This window comes from Chloroflexota bacterium, assembly GCA_026713825.1.
GTDB lineage: Bacteria > Chloroflexota > Dehalococcoidia > Lucifugimonadales > UBA1127 > UBA1127.
In genome coordinates this window covers 80,829-101,482 of the sequence record JAPONS010000008.1, presented here as the reverse complement: position 1 = coordinate 101,482, position 20,654 = coordinate 80,829, and the positions used below count along the sequence as shown (strand labels likewise).

Below are 20,654 nucleotides of genomic sequence, written 5' to 3'. Positions count from 1 at the left end.
GCTAGCCGCCGCGTGCGTCCCGGCAATCCGCCCGAACACCGCCCCGGCCATCATGCCGCCGCCCTCTCTCTCGTCATACCGGCGAATGCCGGTATCCAGAGGGGCGGGGCCCCCTACCCCACCACGCTCGCCGCTGCATGCCCCCCCAACCCTGCCCTCCGCCCGGCCCGGACAACACCCTCCCCCGCCGGGTTGTTCTTGCAAGGCGCCCAACCGGCTGCAAGTCGCATGACTGGCTACCCGCGCAACGCCAACCCGCGTGGGTATCCCTGCGCCGCCTCACCCGCTACAATGGCGCCACCCCCAGACAGGAGTGAGTCCCATGCCTGAGACGCCTGATTGGTACATGGAGTTCGTGGGCGCCGTCGTCGCACGGCTACCGCGCGACATTGACGAGGCCGCCGCCCGCCGGTGGCTCGGCTCCCCCGACCAGCTCGAGGAGGCCCTCGCCGGTGCCCTCATCGTCGCCGCCGTCGGCGCCATAGACCCAAACGCCCCCTTCGCCAACGACAAGACCGCCGAGGGCTTCGAGCTCCTCGAGGACGTGTCCGAGCCCGCCCTCCTCGGCTCCGAGAACATCGGCGAGATGCAGATTTTCGGCGACGACGAACCCTTCGCCGTCGGTGACGACGTTGTCGACCGGGTCCGCGCGATGTCCCCCAAGCTCGGTCAGCGCCACTGCGAGTACCTGCTGGCCCACCCCGAGATGATCCCGGAGGAGTACAACCGCTACCCCCTCGTCTTCGGCGGCACCCTCTGGCGTGACGGCGCCGGCAACCACCTCGTCCCGTGCCTGCACCGCAGCCGCGGCGAGTGGACCATTATCTTCGGCATCATGGAGATGGGCATGGACAGCACCGACCGCATGGCCGTCCCCGTGGGTGAGGCCCCGACTGCCGCGACCGCCACCCCTGAAGCCCCCGCCGCAGCCGCCGTCGACGACTCCTACAACCCCAACGCCCCCTTCGTCAACGACAAGACCACTGAGGGCTTTGAGCTGCTGGAGGACGTGTCGGAGCCGGCGGAGTTTTCCACGGAGACCATCGGCGAAACGCAGGTCTTCGGCGATGATGAGCCCTTCATGGTGGGTGACGACGTAGTTGACCGCGTGCGGTCTATGTCGCCCAAGCTCGGGCAACGCCACTGCGAGTTCCTGCACGCCCACCCGGACATGATCCCGGAGGCGTACAACCGCTACACCCTCGTCTTCGCCGGGACCCTCTGGCGAGACCAGGCGGGTAACCACCTCGTCCCGTGCCTGCACCGCAGCCAGGGCGAGTGGAAGATCATCTTCGGCATCCTGGAGATGGGCATGGACAACACAGACCGCATGGCCACTCCCCTGTAGCGGAAGGCGTCGGGAGCCCTACGCCACCGGCGCCAGCGCCACGCCAACGCCGATCATGCTGTCCCGCGTGACCAGGGCGACAAGCTCTTCCTCGGTCATGTCCTCGGTCCCCGGCGGCCGCTGCGGCAGCACCAGGTAGCGCAGGTCCGCTGCGCTGTCCACGACGCGCACCTCGGTGTCGCCAACGTCCAGCCCGAACTCACGCATCACCCCCCGCGGGTTCACCACCGCCCGCGAGCGGTAGGCAAAGCTCTTGTACCAGTCCGGCGGCAACCCAAGCAGCGACGTCGGGTAGCAGGAACAGAGGGTGCAGACCACCAGATGGTGAACGGCGTCGGTGTTCTCCAGCACGGCCAGCTTGGCGGAGCCCACCAGCGGGTAGCCCAGCTCCAGCAGGGCGCCCTCCGGGTCCGACAGCAGCCGGCGCTTGTAGTCCGGGTCCGTCCACGCCCGGGCCACCACCCGAGCCCCGTCCACCGGCGACCGCGCCTCTTGGAAGTCGATGAGCCGCTGCACCTCCGTCCGATCGACGATGCCCTTCTCGGCCAGCAGCTCCTCCATCGCGAGGACCCGCCGGGCGCGCTCGCTCAGTTCGACGTCCTCCAGCATGCCCTCATGCTCGTGGCCGTCGTGGCTGTGGCCATGCCCGTGGTGGGTGTGAGTGCTCATGCCCTTCCTCCATCACTGCCCGGCGCGTCGGCCGGCTCTAGCCAGTGCTCATAAACGTCAACGAGCAGCCTGTCGCCCGAAGGCCCGTTGGCTCGCTCGCCCCAGAGGTCCCTCATATCAAACTCGACAAGGTACAGGTCGCGCTCCGGTTCTCCGTCGGCGCCGTAGGCCAGCGTCTCCGGGTTGGGGTACAGCCCGGACAGCGCATACACCCGCCCTACCCTGCCCTTGATGTAGGCGGGCGTCCGGTGGTGAGCGTCCATCTGGGCGTCGCCCACCCGCACTAGGTCGCCGGGCTGAAAGCGCGCCATGCTAGCCCCACTTCTCCCGGAGCCCCTCGGCTCGCGCGTCTATCTCCTCCTGCGTCACCAGCCCCTTTTCCACCAGCAGCGTCTCCAGCGACGCCGACCAGCGCTCGTAGTACGAGAGCCTCTCGTACTCCTGCGGCGCGATGGACTCGATGCCGCGCCGCAGCTCGTCGGTGGTGATCAGCCGCTTCTCCCGCAGCACCCCGACCATCGCGTGCGTGTGCCGCTCCCAATCGGAGAGGATGTGCTGCGACTGGTCGATGGGGTCGTCGTTGGGCCTGCCGCCCATGTCGTGAACGCCGCTCATGGCGCCCTCCGTTAAGCGATGTTGCCCGCACTGTAGGCTGACACGGGCAGCTTGTCCATTCCCGCAGCGAGGTCGCAAAATGGGTCCAGCGACAGCAATCAACGCCGACACGGCGAACTGGCGGTGAATTCTGAACTAGTTGGCTGCCGAGCCTGTACGAATGTGCGAACAGAGGATCCCTCCTGCAATGCTCCATGGGGAGGCATGGGGACAGTGTAGTCGAGGGTGGCTTCACTGCCCGTAACCTCAATCCGCTTGACGAAGTTGCGGATCAGGGCCTTCCGCTCCGGGAAGTCCGCTCGCTGAAGCAATGTATGGAAGTCCTGTACATAGCCCTTGACCTCCTTAGCTGTCGGTAGCTCCCGCTTACGCTCCTGCAAATGCGCCTGTGCCTCGTCCCGTGCGGCGTTGAGCTGGTCCTGGCGGGCGCGCAGAGCCAGGATGCGCGGAGAAAGGGCCTCCAGCGTCAAGTGCCCGCTCTCTAGAGCTTCGTAGAGCCGCTCCAGCCTGCTCTCGACGTCGGCCAGTTCCGCGTCGAGGGCCTTCAGGCTCCCTGCCGCCTCGTGGGCGATGGCGTCGATGTCCTCGGCCACCAGGGCCACCAGCTTGGTGATGGTCTCCTCGGTGAGGATACGCTCCCGCACCTTAGCGACGATGAAGGCTTCCAGTTTGGCGGCGTTCAGGTACCTGGCCTTGCAGGTGCCGGCGCCCTGGCGGTGGAGGGTTGTGCAGACGTAGTAAGCGTACCTGCCGCTCTTGGCCGCCTGCCCGGTGAAGGACCTGCCGCAGTGGCCGCAGCGCAGCAGCCCGCTCAGGAGGAAAGGGCTCCCCACGGAGGCGGGGCGCTGGACAGCGGGCGCCCGGTCATGGAGGGCCCGCTGGACGGCGTCGAAGGTCTCGCGGGAGACCAGTGCGGGCCAGGTTCCCTCAACTCGAACGGGGTCGCTGGCCTTGACCCCCTTGAGCATCCGGCCCCAGACGGCGGTGCCGGTGTAGACCTCGTTGGTGAGGAGGTAGTGGAGGGTGGTCCGGTGCCAGCGGCGGCCCTTGATGGTGATGCCCCGCCGGTTGAAGTCGGCGCAGAGTTCCTTCAAACCATGACCCCGGAGCGCCTTCTCGAAGGCGTCCTTGACGACGGGCGCGGCGTCGGGGTCGACCTCCAGGCTCGGACGCTCCTTCGCCCCATCTGTGACCTTGATCTTCCGGTACCCGAACGGGGCCACAGGGCCCAGGTAGAAGCCCCGGGACGCGGACTCGCGCATGCCCCGGGCTACCTCCTGTGCAAGGTTCTCCGAATAGAACTCGTCCACGCTCTCGATGATGGCCTCCATGAGCTTGCCGGTGGGGGTGTCGTCGGCGTGCTCGGTGATGGAGGTGACACGGATGCCCCGACGGCGGAGCATGGCCTTGAAGGCGACGGCGTGCTCCCGCTTGCGGGTGAAGCGGGAGAACTTCCAGACAAGGATCTCCTGGAAGGGGTCGTTGGGCTTGCCCGCTTCGTCGAGCATGATGCGGAATTGGCCCCGGTCGGCGCCGCGCCCGCTCTCCGCCTCATCCACGTACTCCCGGGCCACGACGTAGCCGTTCTTCTTGGCGTAATCCCGCAGGGCCCGCAGCTGGGCGGACACGGAGAGGTCCACGTCCTGGCGGTCGCTGGACACGCGAGCGTACAGGGCGACGGGGGTCAGAGGCTGGCGTTTGCTCATGGTCAATTCTCCTTTGGCTAACGTATACGGGTCACTCGAAGTGCCGGATAGATGTTGTACCTCTTGCCATCAATTGCTATGAGGGCTGTGTCTTTGCCGGGAAACCTGTTGTCTGAAATCTGTGTAGTCATGTTGCGGATGGTGACATCTCTTTGAGATTGAACTGGAAATTCCGGTTGCCGGTCCAACTCCTGCCTTCTTGCCAGCAGGTCAGCAAGCATGCTTTGCCGATCAAGTGGCGATGGGAGACCTCCGAAAGCTTGCGGGGCGAGATGGCGACGCAGATGCCCAAGCCCGTGGGGATATCCTCGAAGTTCCAGCGTGGCCAGACGCCCTCGATTGGCAAGTGACGGCTGCCGGGCAAGTCCACGCCAGTGAAGAGGCCTATGATGCAATCGCCGGGTTCGATTGTCTTCACAAGGTAGCGCTTCGGTGGCGGGAACCCGGGTATGTGCAACTTCGGCACGAGTCGTGCCAAAAGGTCGCGTTCCGCGAGCTCGGCCCGCTGTTGCTCGGCCTGTGCGGACTGCGCATTCGTAGCCTGCTCGTCTTTTCGCTGACAATCCGTGCACAAGGGGCTTGGCGTGTTCAGCGCGTCTTTGGCGGAGGCGCCGTGCAGGTACTGGTGCAAAGTTTGCCAATCCGGATAGACGCGAAAGACGGGAATCTCTTGCTGCTCATACACCTTGCGTGTCACGTCATCAAGGTCGTGCCAGACGACCACTTCTGTCACGGCCCTTGTGCCGTCTACGTTGTAGACCGCTACGTCTGGTAAGGTCCGCCGCTTCTGCTCTATTCCGTCTTGCTGCTGGAGCATTTTCTCCGCTAGAACCGTTGCGCCGGGGGTAGCAAGATCCTGTTCAATAGGCTGTCCACACCGAAGGCACTCCCATTCAACCAAGTACGGTTGATTTGCCCGGATGGCCGTTTCGATGCCCTTGGCAATGGCGGCGACTGCGGCCCTATGAAGTGCGCGGTCGCGGTCGCACGGGTTTTGCGCCTCATGTCTGAAGTGCCAATTTCGCTGAGGGCCCTGGATGGGGATCATTCGTGCGTCGCAGCCGAAGCAGTACGCGGCAACTCCCTTGACGGCTGCGTCGATATGCACCAGCTGATCGTCGTCGGCGTAAGCAATTGGGTACTGGACCTCGGTAGTCATCGTTCACCTAGCGCTACAGTGATTAAAGTTTCGGTCAGATTCAGCGAGTGGATACCGCGGCCCTCTTCGCCGTACTTGCGAGCGCCCAAGTAGCCATTTCTGTTGGCGCAGTCTTGCAGTATTCGCAGCTGCGCCAACGAAGACAGATTCAAGTCTTGGCGCTCGCTAATCACGCGGGCGTAGAGGGCGGCGGGGGCTAATAGCTTGAGCTTGGTCACGGAGGTCCCCCTTCACTAATTTTCCTGTTTGGCCGGACGCTGAGCGGACACTGCTCAGGTTCCCCATTAAGTGATCTGCCATATTGTATCCCATGTGGACTTGTCATAATGCACACCGACGCACCGTCGCGCAACCCTATTTCCCGCCAGTTTCTAGGCTTCCTGCGGCGCAAGGGCGAAAGTTGGCTCCAAGTGATCGGGGTTGCGCCACACGGCACCCAGCGGCCCATACTGCTCTAGGGCCTCGGTGTGCGTCACCCAGAGGGGGAGCTTCACCCGCCACGCGCGCATCTCCCGGCGGGCCACTGCGTGAAAGCGGGCCTCGGCCAGGGCATCGTCGAAGACGATGAGGACCAGGGGGACGACGCCGTGGTCGTCGACGGGCCGCTTCTCAGCGTAGTAGCGGAGGTAGGGGGCGAGGCGCGCCGCCATGGTCCCCGGCCGCACAGCCCGCCGCTCCCACTCCAGGAAGAAGGCCTGCCGCTTCCCGACGGCGCGAAGGACGCCGAAAGCGTCGGGGTGGATGGAGCGCAGTTCGTTCCCGTGGCGGAAGTGCCGGGTCGCCCGGTGGGGCGGGTCCATCTGCCGGAACCGCCAACCTGCGGTGCGGGCCTGCTCCGCCATGCGGGCTAGGAAGCGGTGCACGGCGGTGGTGTGGGCCAGGTGGCGGGCCAGGAGCCGGCTGCGCCGCCCCTCGACGTTCCGCCAGCTGAAGGGCGCATTCGGCTTCAGCGACTCCCCGCTCCACTGGCCCTGCAGCCGTGGCGCCGCCGTGCGGTCCCGCCGGGCCAGCACGGCGAGTCCCTTTCAGGTCGGGGCCAACCGCTCCCGCCCTTCTATAGGATAGCGACACGCAAGGGCCGCGCGGGTAAGGGTGACGGTGAGCTGGGACGTCCGGACCTTGGTGACCCCCAGCATGCCGCTCAGGTCGTCGGCGGTGAGCCACGGCCAGTCGGCCACGAGGTCGAGGGCCCGCTTCTCCGCGGGCTTCAGGAGGGCGGGCAGCAGGTGCTCCGGCGCCCGGTCGGGGAGGTCGGGGACATCGAGGTCGTCTAGGAGTCTCTCCCGCGCCAAGGGCTGCTCCTGGGGCAAGAGGCCGTACGTCCCAGCCAGCGGCAGGGCCTCGGCGAGGCTCAGGTCCCGGGGCATGGACCGGAGCTGCCAGACCCGGTCCTGGGCGGTGGCCCACGGGATGTTGGCCTCCTCCGTCAGGAGGACGGCGTCGCGGGACGGGAGGAGCAGCCGGCGGGCGTGGTGGAGCCGGACCTCGTCGGGGACCAGCACCAGGAGCAGGTCGAAATAGGGCGCCTCCAGGAGCCGCCACACCCGCTTGGAGAAACCGGTCTTGTCGGCCGTGGGCCCCTGCCGGAGCAGCCCGACGACGCGGCCGTCGGGGAGAACGGCGGCGGCGTCCAAGGGGTTGGCGCGGTACCACTGGAACTCCCGGATTCCGTCCGCGGCGCCGGCGATCATGCACGCCAGGCGGTAGAGCACGGCGACGGCGTCGAGGCGGCCCAAGAGGAGCCGCTGCCAGTGGCCGGAGACGGGGTGCTGGCGGAGCACCTGGTCGAGCGACACGAAGTCCGCGTGGGCTAGGTACCGCAGCCCCGCCGGGGTGACGCACAGGCGGCGGGTGGACGTGATGGCCTCGGTGGCGTGGCGAACGGAGGCTACAAATCCACGGCCTTCGAGCCGCGCCACGGCATCGTAGGTGGTGCGGTCGGCGTTGCCCGAGAGCAGGGCCAGCTCCAGCCGGTCCAGGAAGGGCATGGCGGCGAGGTGGCGCAGCAGCTTGATGTCCCGTGGGTTGTGTCGCATGGCAGGTCTTGTCACCTCCTCTCGGTGATTGACGGCTGGCTTTCTTGCCACCGGGCTTTCTCCAACGCAGTGCGACGTCACAACGTGCAAGCGTCAGTGTGCGGGGTCGCAGCGAGGCAATGAATCCAATGGAAGGGGGTGCAGTGGCGCACCCCCGCAGAAAGCCAGACCGCAAGCACATTTGAGGCGGGTTGGCCGGTAGTACAGAGAAACGAAGTTGGTCGCAAGCGGACCTGGGAGTGGTGGCGTAGCTGGGAAGTCGAGGGGCGGGGCCCCGGGACGGGGGCCCGCCGACTCCGTGCGTCTAGGGGCGATGGCGGGGATCTGCAAGTTTGCTCCTACGACTTGCAGCATGTTGGAGGGGAGCGGAGTGGCAGGGAGAGTAGCTGGAAGTAGCAGGTCGCAGAGGAGGCGGTGGAACGGGAGGGCAGATTCCAGCAGGGTCGCCGTCCAGTGTCGAAAGGCGCCGACGGGTGGACGTTAGATGGAGTGCTGAAGTCTGGCATCGGTCACGGGTGGCTCTGGTGTGCGGAGCCCGGGGATGGACGGGAGCGGGGCAGAGCGGCGAAAGGGGTGCTGCCCGGAGCGCGGGCATGATTGCGCCCAGGAGGGGAAGGAAGGGTACGTGAGGCAGAACGAGTGGGAGTCATGGAAGGGCAGGGACCACCGAGGCTAGTTGTCGACGGGTGGCACGAGAACGGCGCCCGGTGAGTCTTGCGGGTCCTTCGACCCCACGTCAGCAACCTCCTCGAGGTGGGCGCGGGCGATCAATCGGGCGAGGATGCGGAGGCCGCGTTCCCAGGTCTCCCGGTCTTCAGCCGCGAATTCGATGGTGATGCCAGGGTCCCTTGGCATGGATTGGGCTCCAAGTCTGTAGAGTGCTTCGCCTGCGCAACGCGCCTGCGGGCATTTCCCAGTGTCCGGCCATGCACGTTGTGACGTAACGCAGCGGAAGGGAGTGCGTCCAAGCACCTGGTGAGCTTCCATTTGCCCCGGCGCGAACGCTACAATCTGGCGCACGCCACGCTGTCGCGGGAGGGAAGATATGCCACCACGTAACGATCCACCACCAACCGGGAGTTGCGACGGCGGGTGTGGGGGTAGAACTAATCGCTCCTTTGTTGCCACGCATGATCGAATTGCTGAGTCGTTCGTCATCAAGATGGAGTACGGGAGCATTGCAGCATTCTCGGTTGCACACGGGTATGGTCCGACAGGCCGAATGGCTCACTAACACCGCGCTCGACTCGAAGCTGCGTACCAAGAGGAGCACGCCCACATGACTACCACCCGCCGTCGCAAGATTGCTAACTCGAACGCAGCGCCGGTCGCCGACGCTGCACCCGAGACCCAACTGTGGCGCATGGCCGACGCCCTTCGCGGCAGCATGGACGCCGCCGAGTACAAGCACGTCGTCCTCGGCCTTGTCTTTCTGAAGTACATCTCGGACGCCTTTGAGGAGGCGCACGCGCGGCTGGTGGCTGACCAAGCCCAGGGCGCCGATCCGGAGCACCCGGACGAGTACCGCGCACAGCAGGTCTTTTGGGTGCCCGGCGAGGCGCGTTGGCCCAATCTGCAGGCACACGCGCGTCAACCCACCATCGGGCAGGCTGTCGACGCCGCAATGACTGCCATTGAGCGGGAGAATGAAGCGTTGAAGGACGTGCTGCCCAAGGACTACGCCCGGCCCGCCCTCGACAAGGAGCGACTTGGCCGCGTCGTGGACCTGGTCAGCAACATCCAAGTGGGCGGCGCCGAGGCCCGCGCGACCGACGTCCTCGGCCGCGTCTACGAGTACTTCCTCGAGCAGTTCGCGCTGGCTGAGGGACGCAAGGGCGGTGAGTTCTACACGCCACGCTCGGTCGTCCGGCTGCTCGTCGAGATGCTGGAGCCGTATAACGGGCGCGTGTACGACCCGTGCTGCGGCTCGTCCGGCATGTTCGTGCAGTCGATGGAGTTCATCCGCGCCCACGCCACGGGGAACGGCAACGGCGGCCGCGCACGCCGGGACCTCTCCATCTACGGACAGGAGTCCAACTACACCACTTGGCGGCTGGCAAGGATGAACCTGGCCCTCCGGGGTATCGAGGGGCAAATTGCCCAGGGCGATAGCTTCCACGACGACCGTCACCCCGACCTGCGCGCTGACTTCATCCTGGCCAATCCGCCCTTCAACGTCTCCGACTGGGGCGGCGAGCGCCTCCGAAGCGACCGCAGGTGGGAGTTCGGCGTGCCGCCGGTGGGCAACGCCAACTTCGCGTGGGTGCAGCATTTCCTGCATCATCTGTCGCCGCGCGGCATCGCCGGCTTTGTGCTGGCCAATGGCTCGATGTCGTCGAAACAGTCGGGCGAGGGTGAGATTCGAAAGGCTATCATCGAGGCGGACTTGGTTGACTGCATCATTGCGCTGCCGGGGCAGCTATTCCGGTCGACGCAGATCCCCGCGTGCCTGTGGTTTCTGTCGAAGGGCCGGCGGAACGGCGAGCGCCGCGCCCGGCCTGGCGAGACGCTCTTCATCGACGCCCGCAAGTTGGGCCACATGATCGACCGGACGCGCCGCGACCTCGCTGCCGAGGACATCGCCCACATCGCCGCGACGTACCACGCGTGGCGCGACGGCGGCGAGCCCGCCTACGCCGACGTCCTCGGCTTCTGCAAGAGCGCGATGCTGGAGGAGGTCCGTGGCCACGGCCACGTGCTCACTCCCGGCCGCTACGTCGGCGCCGCTCCTCAGGAGGACGACGGCGAGCCCTTCGCGGACAAGATGGCCCGCCTCGCCGCCCAGTGGCGCGACCAACAGGCCGAGGCCGCTCGCCTCGACGCCGCCATCGCGGAGAACCTGACCAAGCTTGGATTCGGGAAGTGATCGCGCTCAGGGAACATTGACACTCTCATTGATAGGTAATTACGATAATTACACGTTTCTACTCATACGGGAGGCGAAGAGCATGAGCCAACCGCCGCACATCAGGGAAGTCAAGCTGATCTCCGTCGGCAACTCCAAGGGCATCCGCCTTGCCAAGGAGCTGTTGGATAAGTATGGCTGGGACGACCGTTTGATTCTGGAAGAGCGGGAAGAGAGTGTGGTCCTGCGGGGCGAGAAGACGCAGAACCTGTCCTGGGAGGAGACGTTCCGCGCCATGGCCGCCGAGCGAGAGGACTGGAGCGACTTCGACACTACCGTTGCCGATGGCTTGGACTGATGGTCGTCTTCCCGCGGCGCTATGCAGTCTACATCGCGGACCTCAACCCGGCCGTGGGCAGCGAGATCCGCAAGGTCAGGCCCGTTGTCGTCGTAAGCCGGGATGAGATGAACCGGCACCTGGACACGGTGGTGATATGTCCGCTCACGTCCAGCCTGCACCCGCGCTGGCGGGGCCGCCTCCAGGTGCAATGTGCAGGGCAGGAAGCGGAGATCGCCGTCGACCAGATTCGCACCATCAGCAAGCAGCGTCTCGGACGCCGAATCGACCGCCTCTCCGCCGCCGACGCTGCGAGCCTGCGCCGCATCATAGGCGAGATGTACGCCGAGTAGTTTGGGGGAGGTGAGCGACGTTGGACGGGTGGAGCAAGGCACGCTTCAGCGATGCGGTAGTGATTGATCCTTCAGTCTCTCTCCAGCGAGGAGATGAGTATCCATTTGTAGACATGGCCGCCGTGATCTATGGCTCTCGAAGTGCCTATGCATCTGAGGCAAGAGAGTTCAAGGGAGGCGGTTCGCGCTTCACAGACGGCGATACACTCATGGCTCGGATTACTCCCTGCCTTGAGAACGGCAAAATCGCTCGTTACCGGGCCAATGGGGCGCCAACAGAAGCCCACGGCTCAACAGAGTTCATTGTCATTCGGGGTCGTTCAGGCGTCACAGACAATGATTTCGCATACTACTTGACGCAATGGGATGAAGTTCGGAGCTATGCCATCGGGCAAATGACCGGCACCTCGGGGCGACAGCGTGTACCTGTAGATTCACTGAACCATCTCACCATCCCCCTTCCACCCCTACCAGAGCAGCGGGCCATCGCGCACGTGCTGGGCTCGCTGGACGACAAGATCGAGCTGAACCGCCGCATGTCCGAGACTCTGGAGGCGATGGCCCGCGCCCTCTTCCGCTCCTGGTTCGTCGACTTCGAGCCGGTCCGCGCGAAGATGGAGGGCCGCTGGCGCCCCGGCGAGTCGCTCCTAGGTCTCCCGGCGGAGCACTTCCACCTTTTCCCGGACACCTTCGTCCCCTCCCCCCTCGGCGACATCCCGGAGGGGTGGGAGGTGCGGAGCTTGGGGGAGGTGGTGGTTATTCACGATAACAAGCGAATTCCCTTGAACAGTCGTCAGCGTGCTGAGCGTCAGGGGCCTTATCCTTACTACGGCGCAGCCGGTATCATGGATCACGTTGACGGCTACCTGTTTGATGATGTCTATGTGCTGATCGGAGAAGATGGTTCAGTGGTCGATAAGGAGGGTTATCCAGTAGTGCAATATGTCTGGGGGCAGTTTTGGGTCAACAACCATGCGCATGTACTTCATGCGAAGCACGGTGTTGGTTTGGAGCAGCTTTATCTGTTCCTGAAACAAACCAACGTTGTGCCTTTCGTGACGGGAGCAGTCCAACCGAAGCTAAGTCAGACGAATCTCTGTGCCATCCCCTTTTTGCTTCCGACAGAGGAAGTGTGCTCAGCCTTTGCAGATACAGCAGCGCGACTATTTCAACAGGTACGCATCAAGGCTGATGAATCGCGCACATTGGCCGCCAAGCGTGACGAGCTACTGCCGCAGTTGTTGGCGGGAAAGGTGCGGGTGTGAACGAATATTCGGGTATGCCAGACAAATCCACCGCACTAGAGACTCTTCGTGTACTTAGCGCCTTGTTGGATGAGATAGGCTCTCCCAAGTGGGAAGTTGAGGAAACATACGCTCTTGTTTCCCGTTTCAAGGAAGTCGTGTCAAATGTACATAGTCGGTTGAGATTGGCAGGGACATCCTTAATTACAGTGGACTGGATTCAAGCGATTGAGGGCAATTCGCAAGCCCTCATTGATTTGGCACAGAGTCTCAAGGACTCCGCCCCGGCTCTCAATCTCGACCTCCCTTCTACCAACAATCAACTGGACGATCTCGTGAATGCTGCAGCACCTTTGCCAGCCATCCCCTTGCGGACGACAAGGCAGGTTGTTGAACGTGCGCTTAGGCAGTTCGATGAGCAAGTCACAGCAGAACGGAGAGAAATTTCATCCCTAGCTGCTGAAGTCCAATCCCAGATAGCAGGCTCGCGTGATGAATTAGAGCGCACCAAATCAGACATTGACAATTACTTGACCAACCAGCGTGGGGAGATTGAGGGGCAAGTTGAGCAAATGGGCAACTCGCTAAATGAGCTTGCAGGCAGAACAAGTGAGGCTGTTGAACGGCTCGAGCGAGATGTGACCAACAACCAAGAAGTCTTTCGACAATCCCAAGAGTCTAGGGAGCAAGCGTTTATGGAGGCCCAGGCTGCACGTCACGAGAGGTTTGAAGGTAGCACTAAATCAACACTCACTGAGCTAGAAGGTTACAGGGATCAAGCAAGAGACATGCTGGCAGAAGTTGGGGGTGCCGGTAGCGCTCAACACTACGCAAAGCAGCGCGACGCTCAAAAGAGAAGCGCGGATATATGGCGTAGGATTGGTCTAGGTACACTTGTATTGCTTGTCTTGGCCGCTATAGGGGTGTTTGTCGAGGCTGCAATTGTAGATCGAGAGTTTTCAGTTGTCTGGTTAGTGGCGCGTTCTGGTGCTTTAGCCTCCATTTTGCTATTTTCCACCTACGCCTTGCGCCAATCAGGTCAGCATAGGCGGCGGGAGGAAGAGATTGACAGGGTTGCTAATGAATTGACCCTCTTGTGGCCCTTTATGAGTCGATTGCCTGATGAGGATCGCAAGGAACTTATGCTAGGCATCACTCCCCTGTACTTCAAGGGAGGACTGCCAATGCGTGACCAAACTGAACATGCAAGTTGGCTCGACAGCATACGGAGTGCTGTTGGGCGTCGGCAGGATCGGTCATCAAATAGTGAGCGACTTTAGCGCTGCTTTTCAATTGGTCAACGTATATGACGACCGTAGAGTGGGCGGTGGTGATGGCTACCAAGAGCGTATTCATCAGCTTTGACTACGATAATGACAAAGACCTTCCGGGAAATCTTGTGGCCCAAGCCGTGAGGCCTGACTCGCCGTTCAGCATCACGGACTGGTCGGTGAGAGCTCCGATAGATGAGAACTGGAGGAGGGAGGTGCGCGACCGCATTCGCAGGGTTGACCTTGTTATAGTTATCTGTGGAGAACACACACATGATGCAGCAGGCGTAGCAGGGGAAGTCACCATTACGCAGGAGGAGAACAAGCCGTACTTCCTGCTAAAGGGGCGCAGGAGAAAAACCTGCACAAAACCCAGGAACGCACTATGGAGCGACGAGATGCACAGAGGGACTCGGGAGAATTTGAAGAGAATCATGGAGAGCGTGTGAGAGCCAAATGGACGAAAAGCCAGCCCAACGTCTGATTCACAAAAGGGAAGAGTCCTACGGCGAGTCATTCACGGCAGACCTCTTGGAACAGTACAAGCTCTATGTGCAGTCGGCTGACAACGCAAGCGGGCGCCGCATTGCATCCAACCGCTATCTGCTCACGCTCAACGCTGCTCTGGTTGCTGCGTATGGTTTCCAGTCCGCTTTCACCGAGCAAGTAGTTTTTGTCGCTCCTCTAGCTGTGGCTGGCATTGCGCTCTCCCTGCTGTGGTATAGCACCATCAAGTCCTTTCGCGACTTGAACAGCATCAAGTTCAAGATCATCCATGAGATGGAAACGTATTTGCCCGCTGCGCTGTATGCCTACGAATGGCAGTTGGCCGAAGAGGGACGGGGCAAGTCCTACTGGCCGACGACGCATATTGAAAAATGGATGCCCATACTCTTTCTTGTGCTCCATGGTATGGCGCTGGCGGTGAGCATTGCATTCGCGATTTACGGTCTGCCGGATTGGGCAAAGTAGAATAGCCGAATGACCACCGTCAACGAAAACACCGTGGAGCAGGCCGCGCTCTCGTGGCTGCGGGAGCTGGGGTGGGAGGTGGCCCACGGGCCGGAAATCGCGTCCGACGGACCATCGCCGGAGCGTGACGACTATAGGGATGTCGTCTTGGGGCGCCGCCTGCGTGGTGCCCTTGCGCGGCTGAACCCCGGCCTGCCCCCAGACGCGCTGGACGACGCCTACCGCAAGCTCACCCGGCTGGAGGGTGCGTCACTGGAGGCCCGCAACCGCGCCTTCCATCGCATGCTCACAGCCGGCGTCACTGTGGAGTTCCTCGCGGAGGGCCGCGTACAGGGCGCGCAGGCCACCGTCATCGACGCCGACAAACCCTTCGCCAACGACCTCCTCGCCGTCAACCAGTTCACCGTCACGGAGAACCGCCACACGCGCCGCCCGGACATCGTCCTCTTCGTCAACGGCCTGCCCCTGGCCGTCATGGAGCTCAAGAACCCCCTGGACGAGGACGCCACCATCTGGGCGGCCTGGCAGCAACTCCAGACCTACAAGGCCGAGCTGCCCTCCCTCTTCTCGATGAACGAGCTGCTGGTGGTCTCCGACGGCACGACGGCGCGCATCGGGTCGCTGACCGCCGGGCGTGAGTGGTTCAAGCCGTGGCGGACCGTCTCCGGCGAGAGTCTGGCCGAGGGCGCCGTCTCGGAGCTGGAGGTGATGGTGCAGGGCGTCTTCTCGCCGGACCGCCTGCTGCCGTTGGTGCACGATTTCATCGTGTTTGAGGACGACGGCGGGCCGCTGGTCAAGAAGGTGGCCGGGTACCACCAATTCCACGCCGTCCGCGCCGCCGTCGACGAGACGCTGCGAGCTGCCGCGCTCCAGCGCGAGGGCGCCGCCGTCGCCGAGGGTGACGGAGAAGGCCGCTACGAGTCGGGCCGCAAGCCCGGCGGAGAGGACGGCGACCATCGCATCGGCGTTGTGTGGCACACGCAGGGCTCGGGCAAGAGCCTGACAATGGCCTTCTACGCTGGCGCAATCGCCCGGGAGCCCGCCATGCGCAACCCCACCGTCGTCGTCCTCACGGACCGCAATGACCTGGACGACCAGCTCTTCACCACTTTTTCCCGCTGCCAGGACCTGCTGCGTCAAACGCCCTCGCAGGCGGAGAGCCGCGCGGACTTGAGGACCAAGCTCTCCGTTGCCGCTGGCGGCGTGGTCTTCACCACCATCCAGAAGTTCTTCCCGGAGGAGCGCGGCGACACCTACCCGATGCTCTCTGACCGCAGCAACATCGTTGTCATTGCCGACGAGGCTCACCGCAGCCAGTACGACTTCATCGACGGCTTCGCGCGGCACATGAGGGACGCCTTGCCCAACGCCTCCTTCGTGGGCTTCACCGGCACCCCCATCGAGCTGCAGGACGCCAACACCCGCGCCGTCTTCGGCGACTACATCAGCATCTACGACATCCGGCGCTCGGTGCAGGATGGCGCGACGGTGCCCATCTACTACGAGAGCCGCCTCGCCAAGCTCGCCCTCGACGAGAAGCAGCGGCCGCGCATCGACCCAGACTTTGAGGACGCCACCGAGGGTGAAGAGGTCGAACGCCGGGAGCGGCTCAAGACCAAATGGGCACAGCTGGAGGCGGTCGTCGGCGCGGCGCCGCGGGTACGGCAGATCGCCGAGGACCTCATCGCCCACCTCGAGCAGCGGCTGGAGGCCATGCACGGCAAGGCGATGGTGGTGTGCATGAGCCGCCGCATCTGCATCGACCTCTACCGGGAGTTGGTGCGCCTCCGCCCGGAGTGGCACGACCTTGACGACGCTAGGGGTGCCGCCAAGGTGGTGATGACCGGCTCGGCCACAGATCGAACGGATTGGCAACCGCATATCCGCAACAAGCCGCGCCGGGAGGCCCTTGCCAAGCGCTTCCGTGACCCGGAAGACCCTTTTCGGATCGTGCTAGTGCGGGACATGTGGCTCACCGGATTCGACGCGCCGTGCTTGCACACCATGTACCTCGACAAGCCCATGCGCGGCCACGGGCTCTTCCAGGCCATCACCCGCGTCAATCGCGTCTTCGGCGACAAGCCCGGAGGCCTCGTGGTGGACTACCTCGGACTGGCGCAGGACATCCGCGAGGCTACCCACACCTACACGGAGAGCGGCGGCGAAGGCAAGGCGACCGTCGATCAGGGCGAGGCCGTCGCCGTCATGCTGGAGAAGTACGAAGTCTGCTGCGCCATATTCCACGGCTTCGACTGGTCGGGGTGGGCAACGGGTACGGGCCAGCAACGTCTCGCCATGCTTCCCCCTGCCCAAGAGCACGTGCTGGGGCGGGAAGACGGCAAGGACCGCTTCACAACGGCAGTGCGGGAGCTGTCGCAGGCCTTTGCGCTGGCGTCAACGCACGACGAGGCCCGGCGCATCCGTGACGATGTCGCCTTCTTCCAGGCAGTGCGTACCGCCCTCACCAAGCGCGCAGAAGCTCTGGCAAAGCCCGAAGACGAATTGGAACTGGCAGTGCGACAGATCATCTCGCGTGCCGTGGCGTCTGAGGGCGTAGTGGACATCTTCGCAGCGGCGGGGCTGGACAAGCCCGACATTTCAGTTCTCTCAGAGGAATTCCTCGCCGAGGTTCAGGGCATGCCCCATCGCAACCTGGCGGTGGAGTTGCTACAAAAGCTCCTTCGAGGCGAGGTGGCCGCTCGCCGACGCCAGAACGTCGTGCAGGCCCGCTCCTTCGCTGAAATGCTGGAGCAGTCGCTTCGACGCTACCAGAACCGCGCGATCGAAGCGGCGCAGGTAATCGAGGAACTCATCCAACTAGCACGCGAAATGCGAGAGGCCAACGCTCGCGGTGAGCGACTTGGCCTCTCGGAAGACGAACTTGCCTTCTACGACGCCCTGGAGACCAATGACAGCGCTGTCCAGGTCCTCGGCGACGACACCCTCCGTGACATCGCTCGGGAACTCGTCGACACCGTGCGCCGCAACGTCACCATCGACTGGACGGTGCGCGAGACCGTGCGGGCCCAACTGCGGGTCCTCGTCCGCCGCATCCTTCGCAGGCACGGTTACCCGCCTGACAAGCAGGAGAAGGCAACGCAGACGGTGCTGGAGCAAGCGGAAGTGCTGTCGGAGGCGTGGGCAGCGGCAGGCTGATTTGGCTGAAGCCGACTCTTCGCGGAACCATTGAACTTCAACGGACTGTGGGCTTTTGCGTATTGACATCAATTGTGACCTTGAGGCTCTTGCTATAGCGTAAGCGCCGTAGCGATAATAAACCCCAGTCCATCGACTAGGTCAAGATTCTGCGTTCGGCATAGTGTCCAAACGAGTCCGCACTGGGGCAACAGGGGAGAGGTCTCCCTTTGAATTGAATGCTTGACTCTCCCAATATAGCATCCTTCCGCTAGCTCGCGTGGCTCTTGTATAGGACCATGGACTGGTTAATTCATGGATCTGCCTAGGAGTTGCGATTGTGGGTTGGGCTTCGGCCGGAACACTAGTGACCAACTAAGGTGAAGATGTTCAATTGGCCGACATTTGCCCGCAAGGAGAGTACTGGATGCTGAACCGCATTGAAATATCTGAGGAAGTGCGTGCCTTCCTCTTGAGTCCGTCCAAGATGCCTACTGGGATTCTTGTCGGCAAGGAGTATTACACCCTTAGCGATCCGATTGCGTCGGGATACAAGAGTGTCGTTTGGAAGGCAGTTGACAAGTTTGGCCGACCTCGTGCTCTCAAGCTGGCAATCTTTGAGGACTATCAAGATAGGTCTTTCCTTGAAGAGGTAAGGCGTACTGCACCTCTTGAACAATATGAGTCGTTTGCTCGGCTCATAGACGCTGGTTTGGTTCAGATTGAGGTGCCAGGAAGTTCCGGAGAGTTTGTAGGATTTGTAGAAGAGTGGATAGACGGCTTCACCCTCGAAGAGTACCTTCGTAGTGCTGACCCTGAAATCTCATCGTCCTTCTTTGTCACGTATGTAGATGCTCTCACTTTGGCTTTGTCAGCGCTTCAGGCGAATAAACTTAGGCATGATGACCTACACGCTCGAAATGTGATGATTGCTTCGCCTCCGCCCGGTGAAATCGCTGGAGGCTATAAGGTCAAGATCATCGACACTGGGAGCCTCAAGCCGGCCGACCAACCACTTTCCAAACCAAAAGACGACCATAGACATTTTGTGGATCATTTAGTAGCCATCTGCAATGCAATCCATTCCAGGCGTAGTATGCCTGTCAGAGAGCGAATGTTCATTTTGGAAGTGGAGAAGCTCTTTGCAAGCATGCTGGATGAAGATCCTTCCGTAAGTCTGCGGGACCCGGCGCAGATAAAACATCAGTTTCATTTGGCGATGACCCGTTCAAACTCAGCTATGGCGAACTCGGCACACCAGTTGAGAGCCCCCTTCGAATTCCTGTCAGCCGAGCATATTGCTGATGATCGATTGTTGGTTGAGATGTTTGCAAAGTCTTGTCCTTGGCTGGAAAAAGTAGTTAGTCCAGATCCATGTCTCCTTACAGGACCAAGGGGTTGCGGCAAATCAACGATTTTCCGGTGGATGAGCCTCAAGGCACATCTCCACGATGCTGTCGCGAATTTTGATGACTTCAATTTGGCTGGGTTCTATGTGTCATGTGCTACCGATCTACAGAACCGCTTTGACTGGATTACGACGCCTGACATGGCCCAAGCGTACAGCAAGGAAATCGTCCATTATTTCAATCTGCTGCTAACTCGCCAGGTTGTCGGCACGCTAGATTCAATGGTTGGGCAAGAGGAGCAAACGAATTATTGGGGATACGGAGCTTCGCAAGAAAGGGAACTTCAGGAGTTCATTTATAGGCACCTTGAGACGGACTCGCCTTTTCGCATCCAGGGAGTGGGACTAACGAAGCAGACCCTCGAGACAATCGAGAGAGAGATGTTCAACTCCCACTCTCACATGATCAAGGGACAATCGATTCCGTCAACTTTGCCGGCCACATTCCTTGGAGACTTGAGCAGTTTCATCTGCAAGCTCATGCCGCGGTTCGAGGAGAAGAGGATAGCCTTCCTAATTGACGACTATTCTACTCATCGCTTGCCGGCTCCGGTGCAACATGTGCTGAACCGGGTCATTTGGGAGCGTCGTGCCTCTCACATCTTCAAACTCTCGTCAGAAAAGCACGGCGCCGAACTCACGGATCCCTCGGGGGCTTCTGCGGACTTGGCACGCGACATGGTGGAGATAGACTGTGGCCGAGAGTATTTAGCGCTCGATGATGCTAGGAAGACCCGGCTAGGATATTCATTTGCGGTAGAGCTTTTGAACAATCGCCTTAAGCAGGCTGGCTACGTTGGGACCGCGGAGAGTCTAATAGGAGATTCCTCGTGGGCGGAGGGAACTTTGGCCAAGGCACTCGTCAATAGGCAGCCAGGACGGCAGCTGGATCAATATCATGGACTCGATTGCGTTGCTGCTGTTTGTTCAGGGGATGTTTCGACACTCTTGTTCATCTACAGGCGGATGTTCGAAAGTGCGGGAGTGAATAAGGACACTACGACACGAATCTCGAAGACGATCCAAAGCCGGTCAATTCGCAGTGTTTCGCGCGAACTGCTTGAGGCGGTCAACATATACTTCCCCTATGGTCCCGAGATGTATGGCATTGTCGCAAGTTTCGGTAAGTTGGTGAGGGCCATACTTGAACAAGGACGCGAGCAGAAGAAGGGCGACACGACGGTCCCGTCAGAATGCCCCAGGATTGAAATCGACCAGCTCGAAGGACATATAGTTGTACAATTATCGGGGCACCAGCAGAGCATTTGGAAGGAGCTCGTAAGGCGAGCGATTTTCATCGATATGGAGCCGGGTCTGTCTCGTCACGGGAACGTTACGACATTCCGCTCTCAGTTGAGGCGGGTCTATTTGCCGGCATTTGGTGCCTCCCTGGCCAAGAACACTGCAATCAAGGAAGACTCAGAATGGTTCCGGTTCTTCCTGACGAACCCTTCAGAGGCCTGCCAATTGGAATTGGATAAATGGCCAAAGGAAGGATCTGATGGGGTACAGATTCGAATGATGGGAATCGATGGCCTAGGTGAGGAAGAGTGACT

Annotated in this window: 17 protein-coding genes and 1 pseudogene; 10 read left to right on the top strand and 8 right to left on the bottom strand. The window is 61.9% G+C overall.

Features of this window, described 5'->3' with window-relative positions:
- The first annotated feature begins 322 nt into the window (after positions 1-322).
- On the top strand, positions 323-1,348 hold the full coding sequence (locus OXC99_01040) for a hypothetical protein (GenBank protein ID MCY4623584.1): 1,026 nt from the start codon (positions 323-325) through the stop codon (positions 1,346-1,348).
- Positions 1,349-1,366: 18 nt separating this feature from the next.
- On the opposite strand, the gene nthA is transcribed toward OXC99_01040, so the two are convergent.
- From nthA to OXC99_01000, 8 genes and pseudogenes are all read right to left on the bottom strand, one after another.
- Positions 1,367-2,017: a nitrile hydratase subunit alpha gene (nthA, locus tag OXC99_01035; GenBank protein MCY4623583.1), complete on the bottom strand. Its 651-nt coding sequence runs from the start codon at positions 2,015-2,017 to the stop codon at positions 1,367-1,369.
- Positions 2,014-2,614, bottom strand: a pseudogene (locus OXC99_01030) (nitrile hydratase subunit beta). The gene nthA and the pseudogene OXC99_01030 overlap by 4 nt, the downstream one beginning before the upstream one ends.
- A gap of 116 nt (positions 2,615-2,730) precedes the next feature.
- A complete protein-coding gene (locus tag OXC99_01025) occupies positions 2,731-4,338 on the bottom strand; it encodes a recombinase family protein (GenBank protein ID MCY4623582.1) in 1,608 nt (535 codons plus the stop codon).
- A 127-nt stretch (positions 4,339-4,465) separates the two neighbouring features.
- Positions 4,466-5,497, bottom strand: coding sequence for a hypothetical protein (locus OXC99_01020; GenBank protein MCY4623581.1), 1,032 nt, complete (start codon positions 5,495-5,497; stop codon positions 4,466-4,468).
- Complete coding sequence (locus OXC99_01015; GenBank protein MCY4623580.1) at positions 5,494-5,715, bottom strand: hypothetical protein; 222 nt, start codon at positions 5,713-5,715, stop codon at positions 5,494-5,496. The genes OXC99_01020 and OXC99_01015 overlap by 4 nt, the downstream gene beginning before the upstream one ends.
- A 153-nt stretch (positions 5,716-5,868) precedes the next feature.
- A complete protein-coding gene (locus OXC99_01010; GenBank protein ID MCY4623579.1) occupies positions 5,869-6,510 on the bottom strand; it encodes a replication-relaxation family protein in 642 nt (213 codons plus the stop codon).
- A gap of 12 nt (positions 6,511-6,522) precedes the next feature.
- Entirely contained in the window at positions 6,523-7,533 is a 1,011-nt protein-coding gene (locus OXC99_01005) for a hypothetical protein (protein ID MCY4623578.1), read from the bottom strand.
- Between the two features lie 672 nt (positions 7,534-8,205).
- Positions 8,206-8,388, bottom strand: a complete 183-nt coding sequence (locus OXC99_01000) for a hypothetical protein (protein MCY4623577.1) — start codon at positions 8,386-8,388, stop codon at positions 8,206-8,208.
- Positions 8,389-8,812: 424 nt separating this feature from the next.
- On the opposite strand from OXC99_01000, the gene OXC99_00995 reads away from it, so the two are divergent.
- The 9 genes from OXC99_00995 (at position 8,813) to OXC99_00955 (ending at position 20,652) form a co-directional block, all read left to right on the top strand.
- Complete coding sequence (locus OXC99_00995) at positions 8,813-10,399, top strand: class I SAM-dependent DNA methyltransferase (protein ID MCY4623576.1); 1,587 nt, start codon at positions 8,813-8,815, stop codon at positions 10,397-10,399.
- An 82-nt stretch (positions 10,400-10,481) separates the two neighbouring features.
- On the top strand, positions 10,482-10,736 hold the full coding sequence (locus OXC99_00990; GenBank protein MCY4623575.1) for an AbrB/MazE/SpoVT family DNA-binding domain-containing protein: 255 nt from the start codon (positions 10,482-10,484) through the stop codon (positions 10,734-10,736).
- Positions 10,736-11,068, top strand: coding sequence for a type II toxin-antitoxin system PemK/MazF family toxin (locus tag OXC99_00985; GenBank protein ID MCY4623574.1), 333 nt, complete (start codon positions 10,736-10,738; stop codon positions 11,066-11,068). The genes OXC99_00990 and OXC99_00985 overlap by 1 nt, the downstream gene beginning before the upstream one ends.
- A 20-nt stretch (positions 11,069-11,088) precedes the next feature.
- Positions 11,089-12,333: a restriction endonuclease subunit S gene (locus tag OXC99_00980; protein MCY4623573.1), complete on the top strand. Its 1,245-nt coding sequence runs from the start codon at positions 11,089-11,091 to the stop codon at positions 12,331-12,333.
- Positions 12,334-12,398: 65 nt separating this feature from the next.
- Positions 12,399-13,592 carry a hypothetical protein gene (locus OXC99_00975; GenBank protein ID MCY4623572.1) on the top strand — a complete coding sequence of 398 codons (1,194 nt, stop codon included), beginning with the start codon at positions 12,399-12,401 and terminating at the stop codon, positions 13,590-13,592.
- Positions 13,593-13,618: 26 nt separating this feature from the next.
- The gene (locus OXC99_00970; protein MCY4623571.1) at positions 13,619-14,032 is read left to right on the top strand and encodes a TIR domain-containing protein; all 414 of its coding nucleotides are present in this window, start codon (positions 13,619-13,621) and stop codon (positions 14,030-14,032) included.
- Between the two features lie 7 nt (positions 14,033-14,039).
- On the top strand, positions 14,040-14,555 hold the full coding sequence (locus OXC99_00965; GenBank protein ID MCY4623570.1) for a hypothetical protein: 516 nt from the start codon (positions 14,040-14,042) through the stop codon (positions 14,553-14,555).
- Positions 14,556-14,564: 9 nt separating this feature from the next.
- Positions 14,565-17,711, top strand: a complete 3,147-nt coding sequence (locus OXC99_00960; protein MCY4623569.1) for a type I restriction endonuclease subunit R — start codon at positions 14,565-14,567, stop codon at positions 17,709-17,711.
- A gap of 406 nt (positions 17,712-18,117) precedes the next feature.
- Positions 18,118-20,652 (top strand): protein kinase, encoded by a 2,535-nt coding sequence (locus OXC99_00955; protein ID MCY4623568.1) that lies wholly within the window; start codon positions 18,118-18,120, stop codon positions 20,650-20,652.
- Positions 20,653-20,654: the final 2 nt, after the last annotated feature.

Coding starts and splice junctions, on each gene's coding strand:
- OXC99_01025 (MCY4623582.1), bottom strand. CDS start 4,338: ATGAGCAAACGCCAGCCTCTGACCCCCGTCGCCCTGTACGCTCGCGTG.
- OXC99_00985 (MCY4623574.1), top strand. CDS start 10,736: ATGGTCGTCTTCCCGCGGCGCTATGCAGTCTACATCGCGGACCTCAAC.
- OXC99_01020 (MCY4623581.1), bottom strand. CDS start 5,497: ATGACTACCGAGGTCCAGTACCCAATTGCTTACGCCGACGACGATCAG.
- OXC99_00955 (MCY4623568.1), top strand. CDS start 18,118: ATGCTGAACCGCATTGAAATATCTGAGGAAGTGCGTGCCTTCCTCTTG.
- OXC99_00970 (MCY4623571.1), top strand. CDS start 13,619: ATGACGACCGTAGAGTGGGCGGTGGTGATGGCTACCAAGAGCGTATTC.
- OXC99_00995 (MCY4623576.1), top strand. CDS start 8,813: ATGACTACCACCCGCCGTCGCAAGATTGCTAACTCGAACGCAGCGCCG.
- OXC99_00965 (MCY4623570.1), top strand. CDS start 14,040: ATGGACGAAAAGCCAGCCCAACGTCTGATTCACAAAAGGGAAGAGTCC.
- nthA (MCY4623583.1), bottom strand. CDS start 2,017: ATGAGCACTCACACCCACCACGGGCATGGCCACAGCCACGACGGCCAC.
- OXC99_01040 (MCY4623584.1), top strand. CDS start 323: ATGCCTGAGACGCCTGATTGGTACATGGAGTTCGTGGGCGCCGTCGTC.
- OXC99_01000 (MCY4623577.1), bottom strand. CDS start 8,388: ATGCCAAGGGACCCTGGCATCACCATCGAATTCGCGGCTGAAGACCGG.
- OXC99_00960 (MCY4623569.1), top strand. CDS start 14,565: ATGACCACCGTCAACGAAAACACCGTGGAGCAGGCCGCGCTCTCGTGG.
- OXC99_00990 (MCY4623575.1), top strand. CDS start 10,482: ATGAGCCAACCGCCGCACATCAGGGAAGTCAAGCTGATCTCCGTCGGC.
- OXC99_01005 (MCY4623578.1), bottom strand. CDS start 7,533: ATGCGACACAACCCACGGGACATCAAGCTGCTGCGCCACCTCGCCGCC.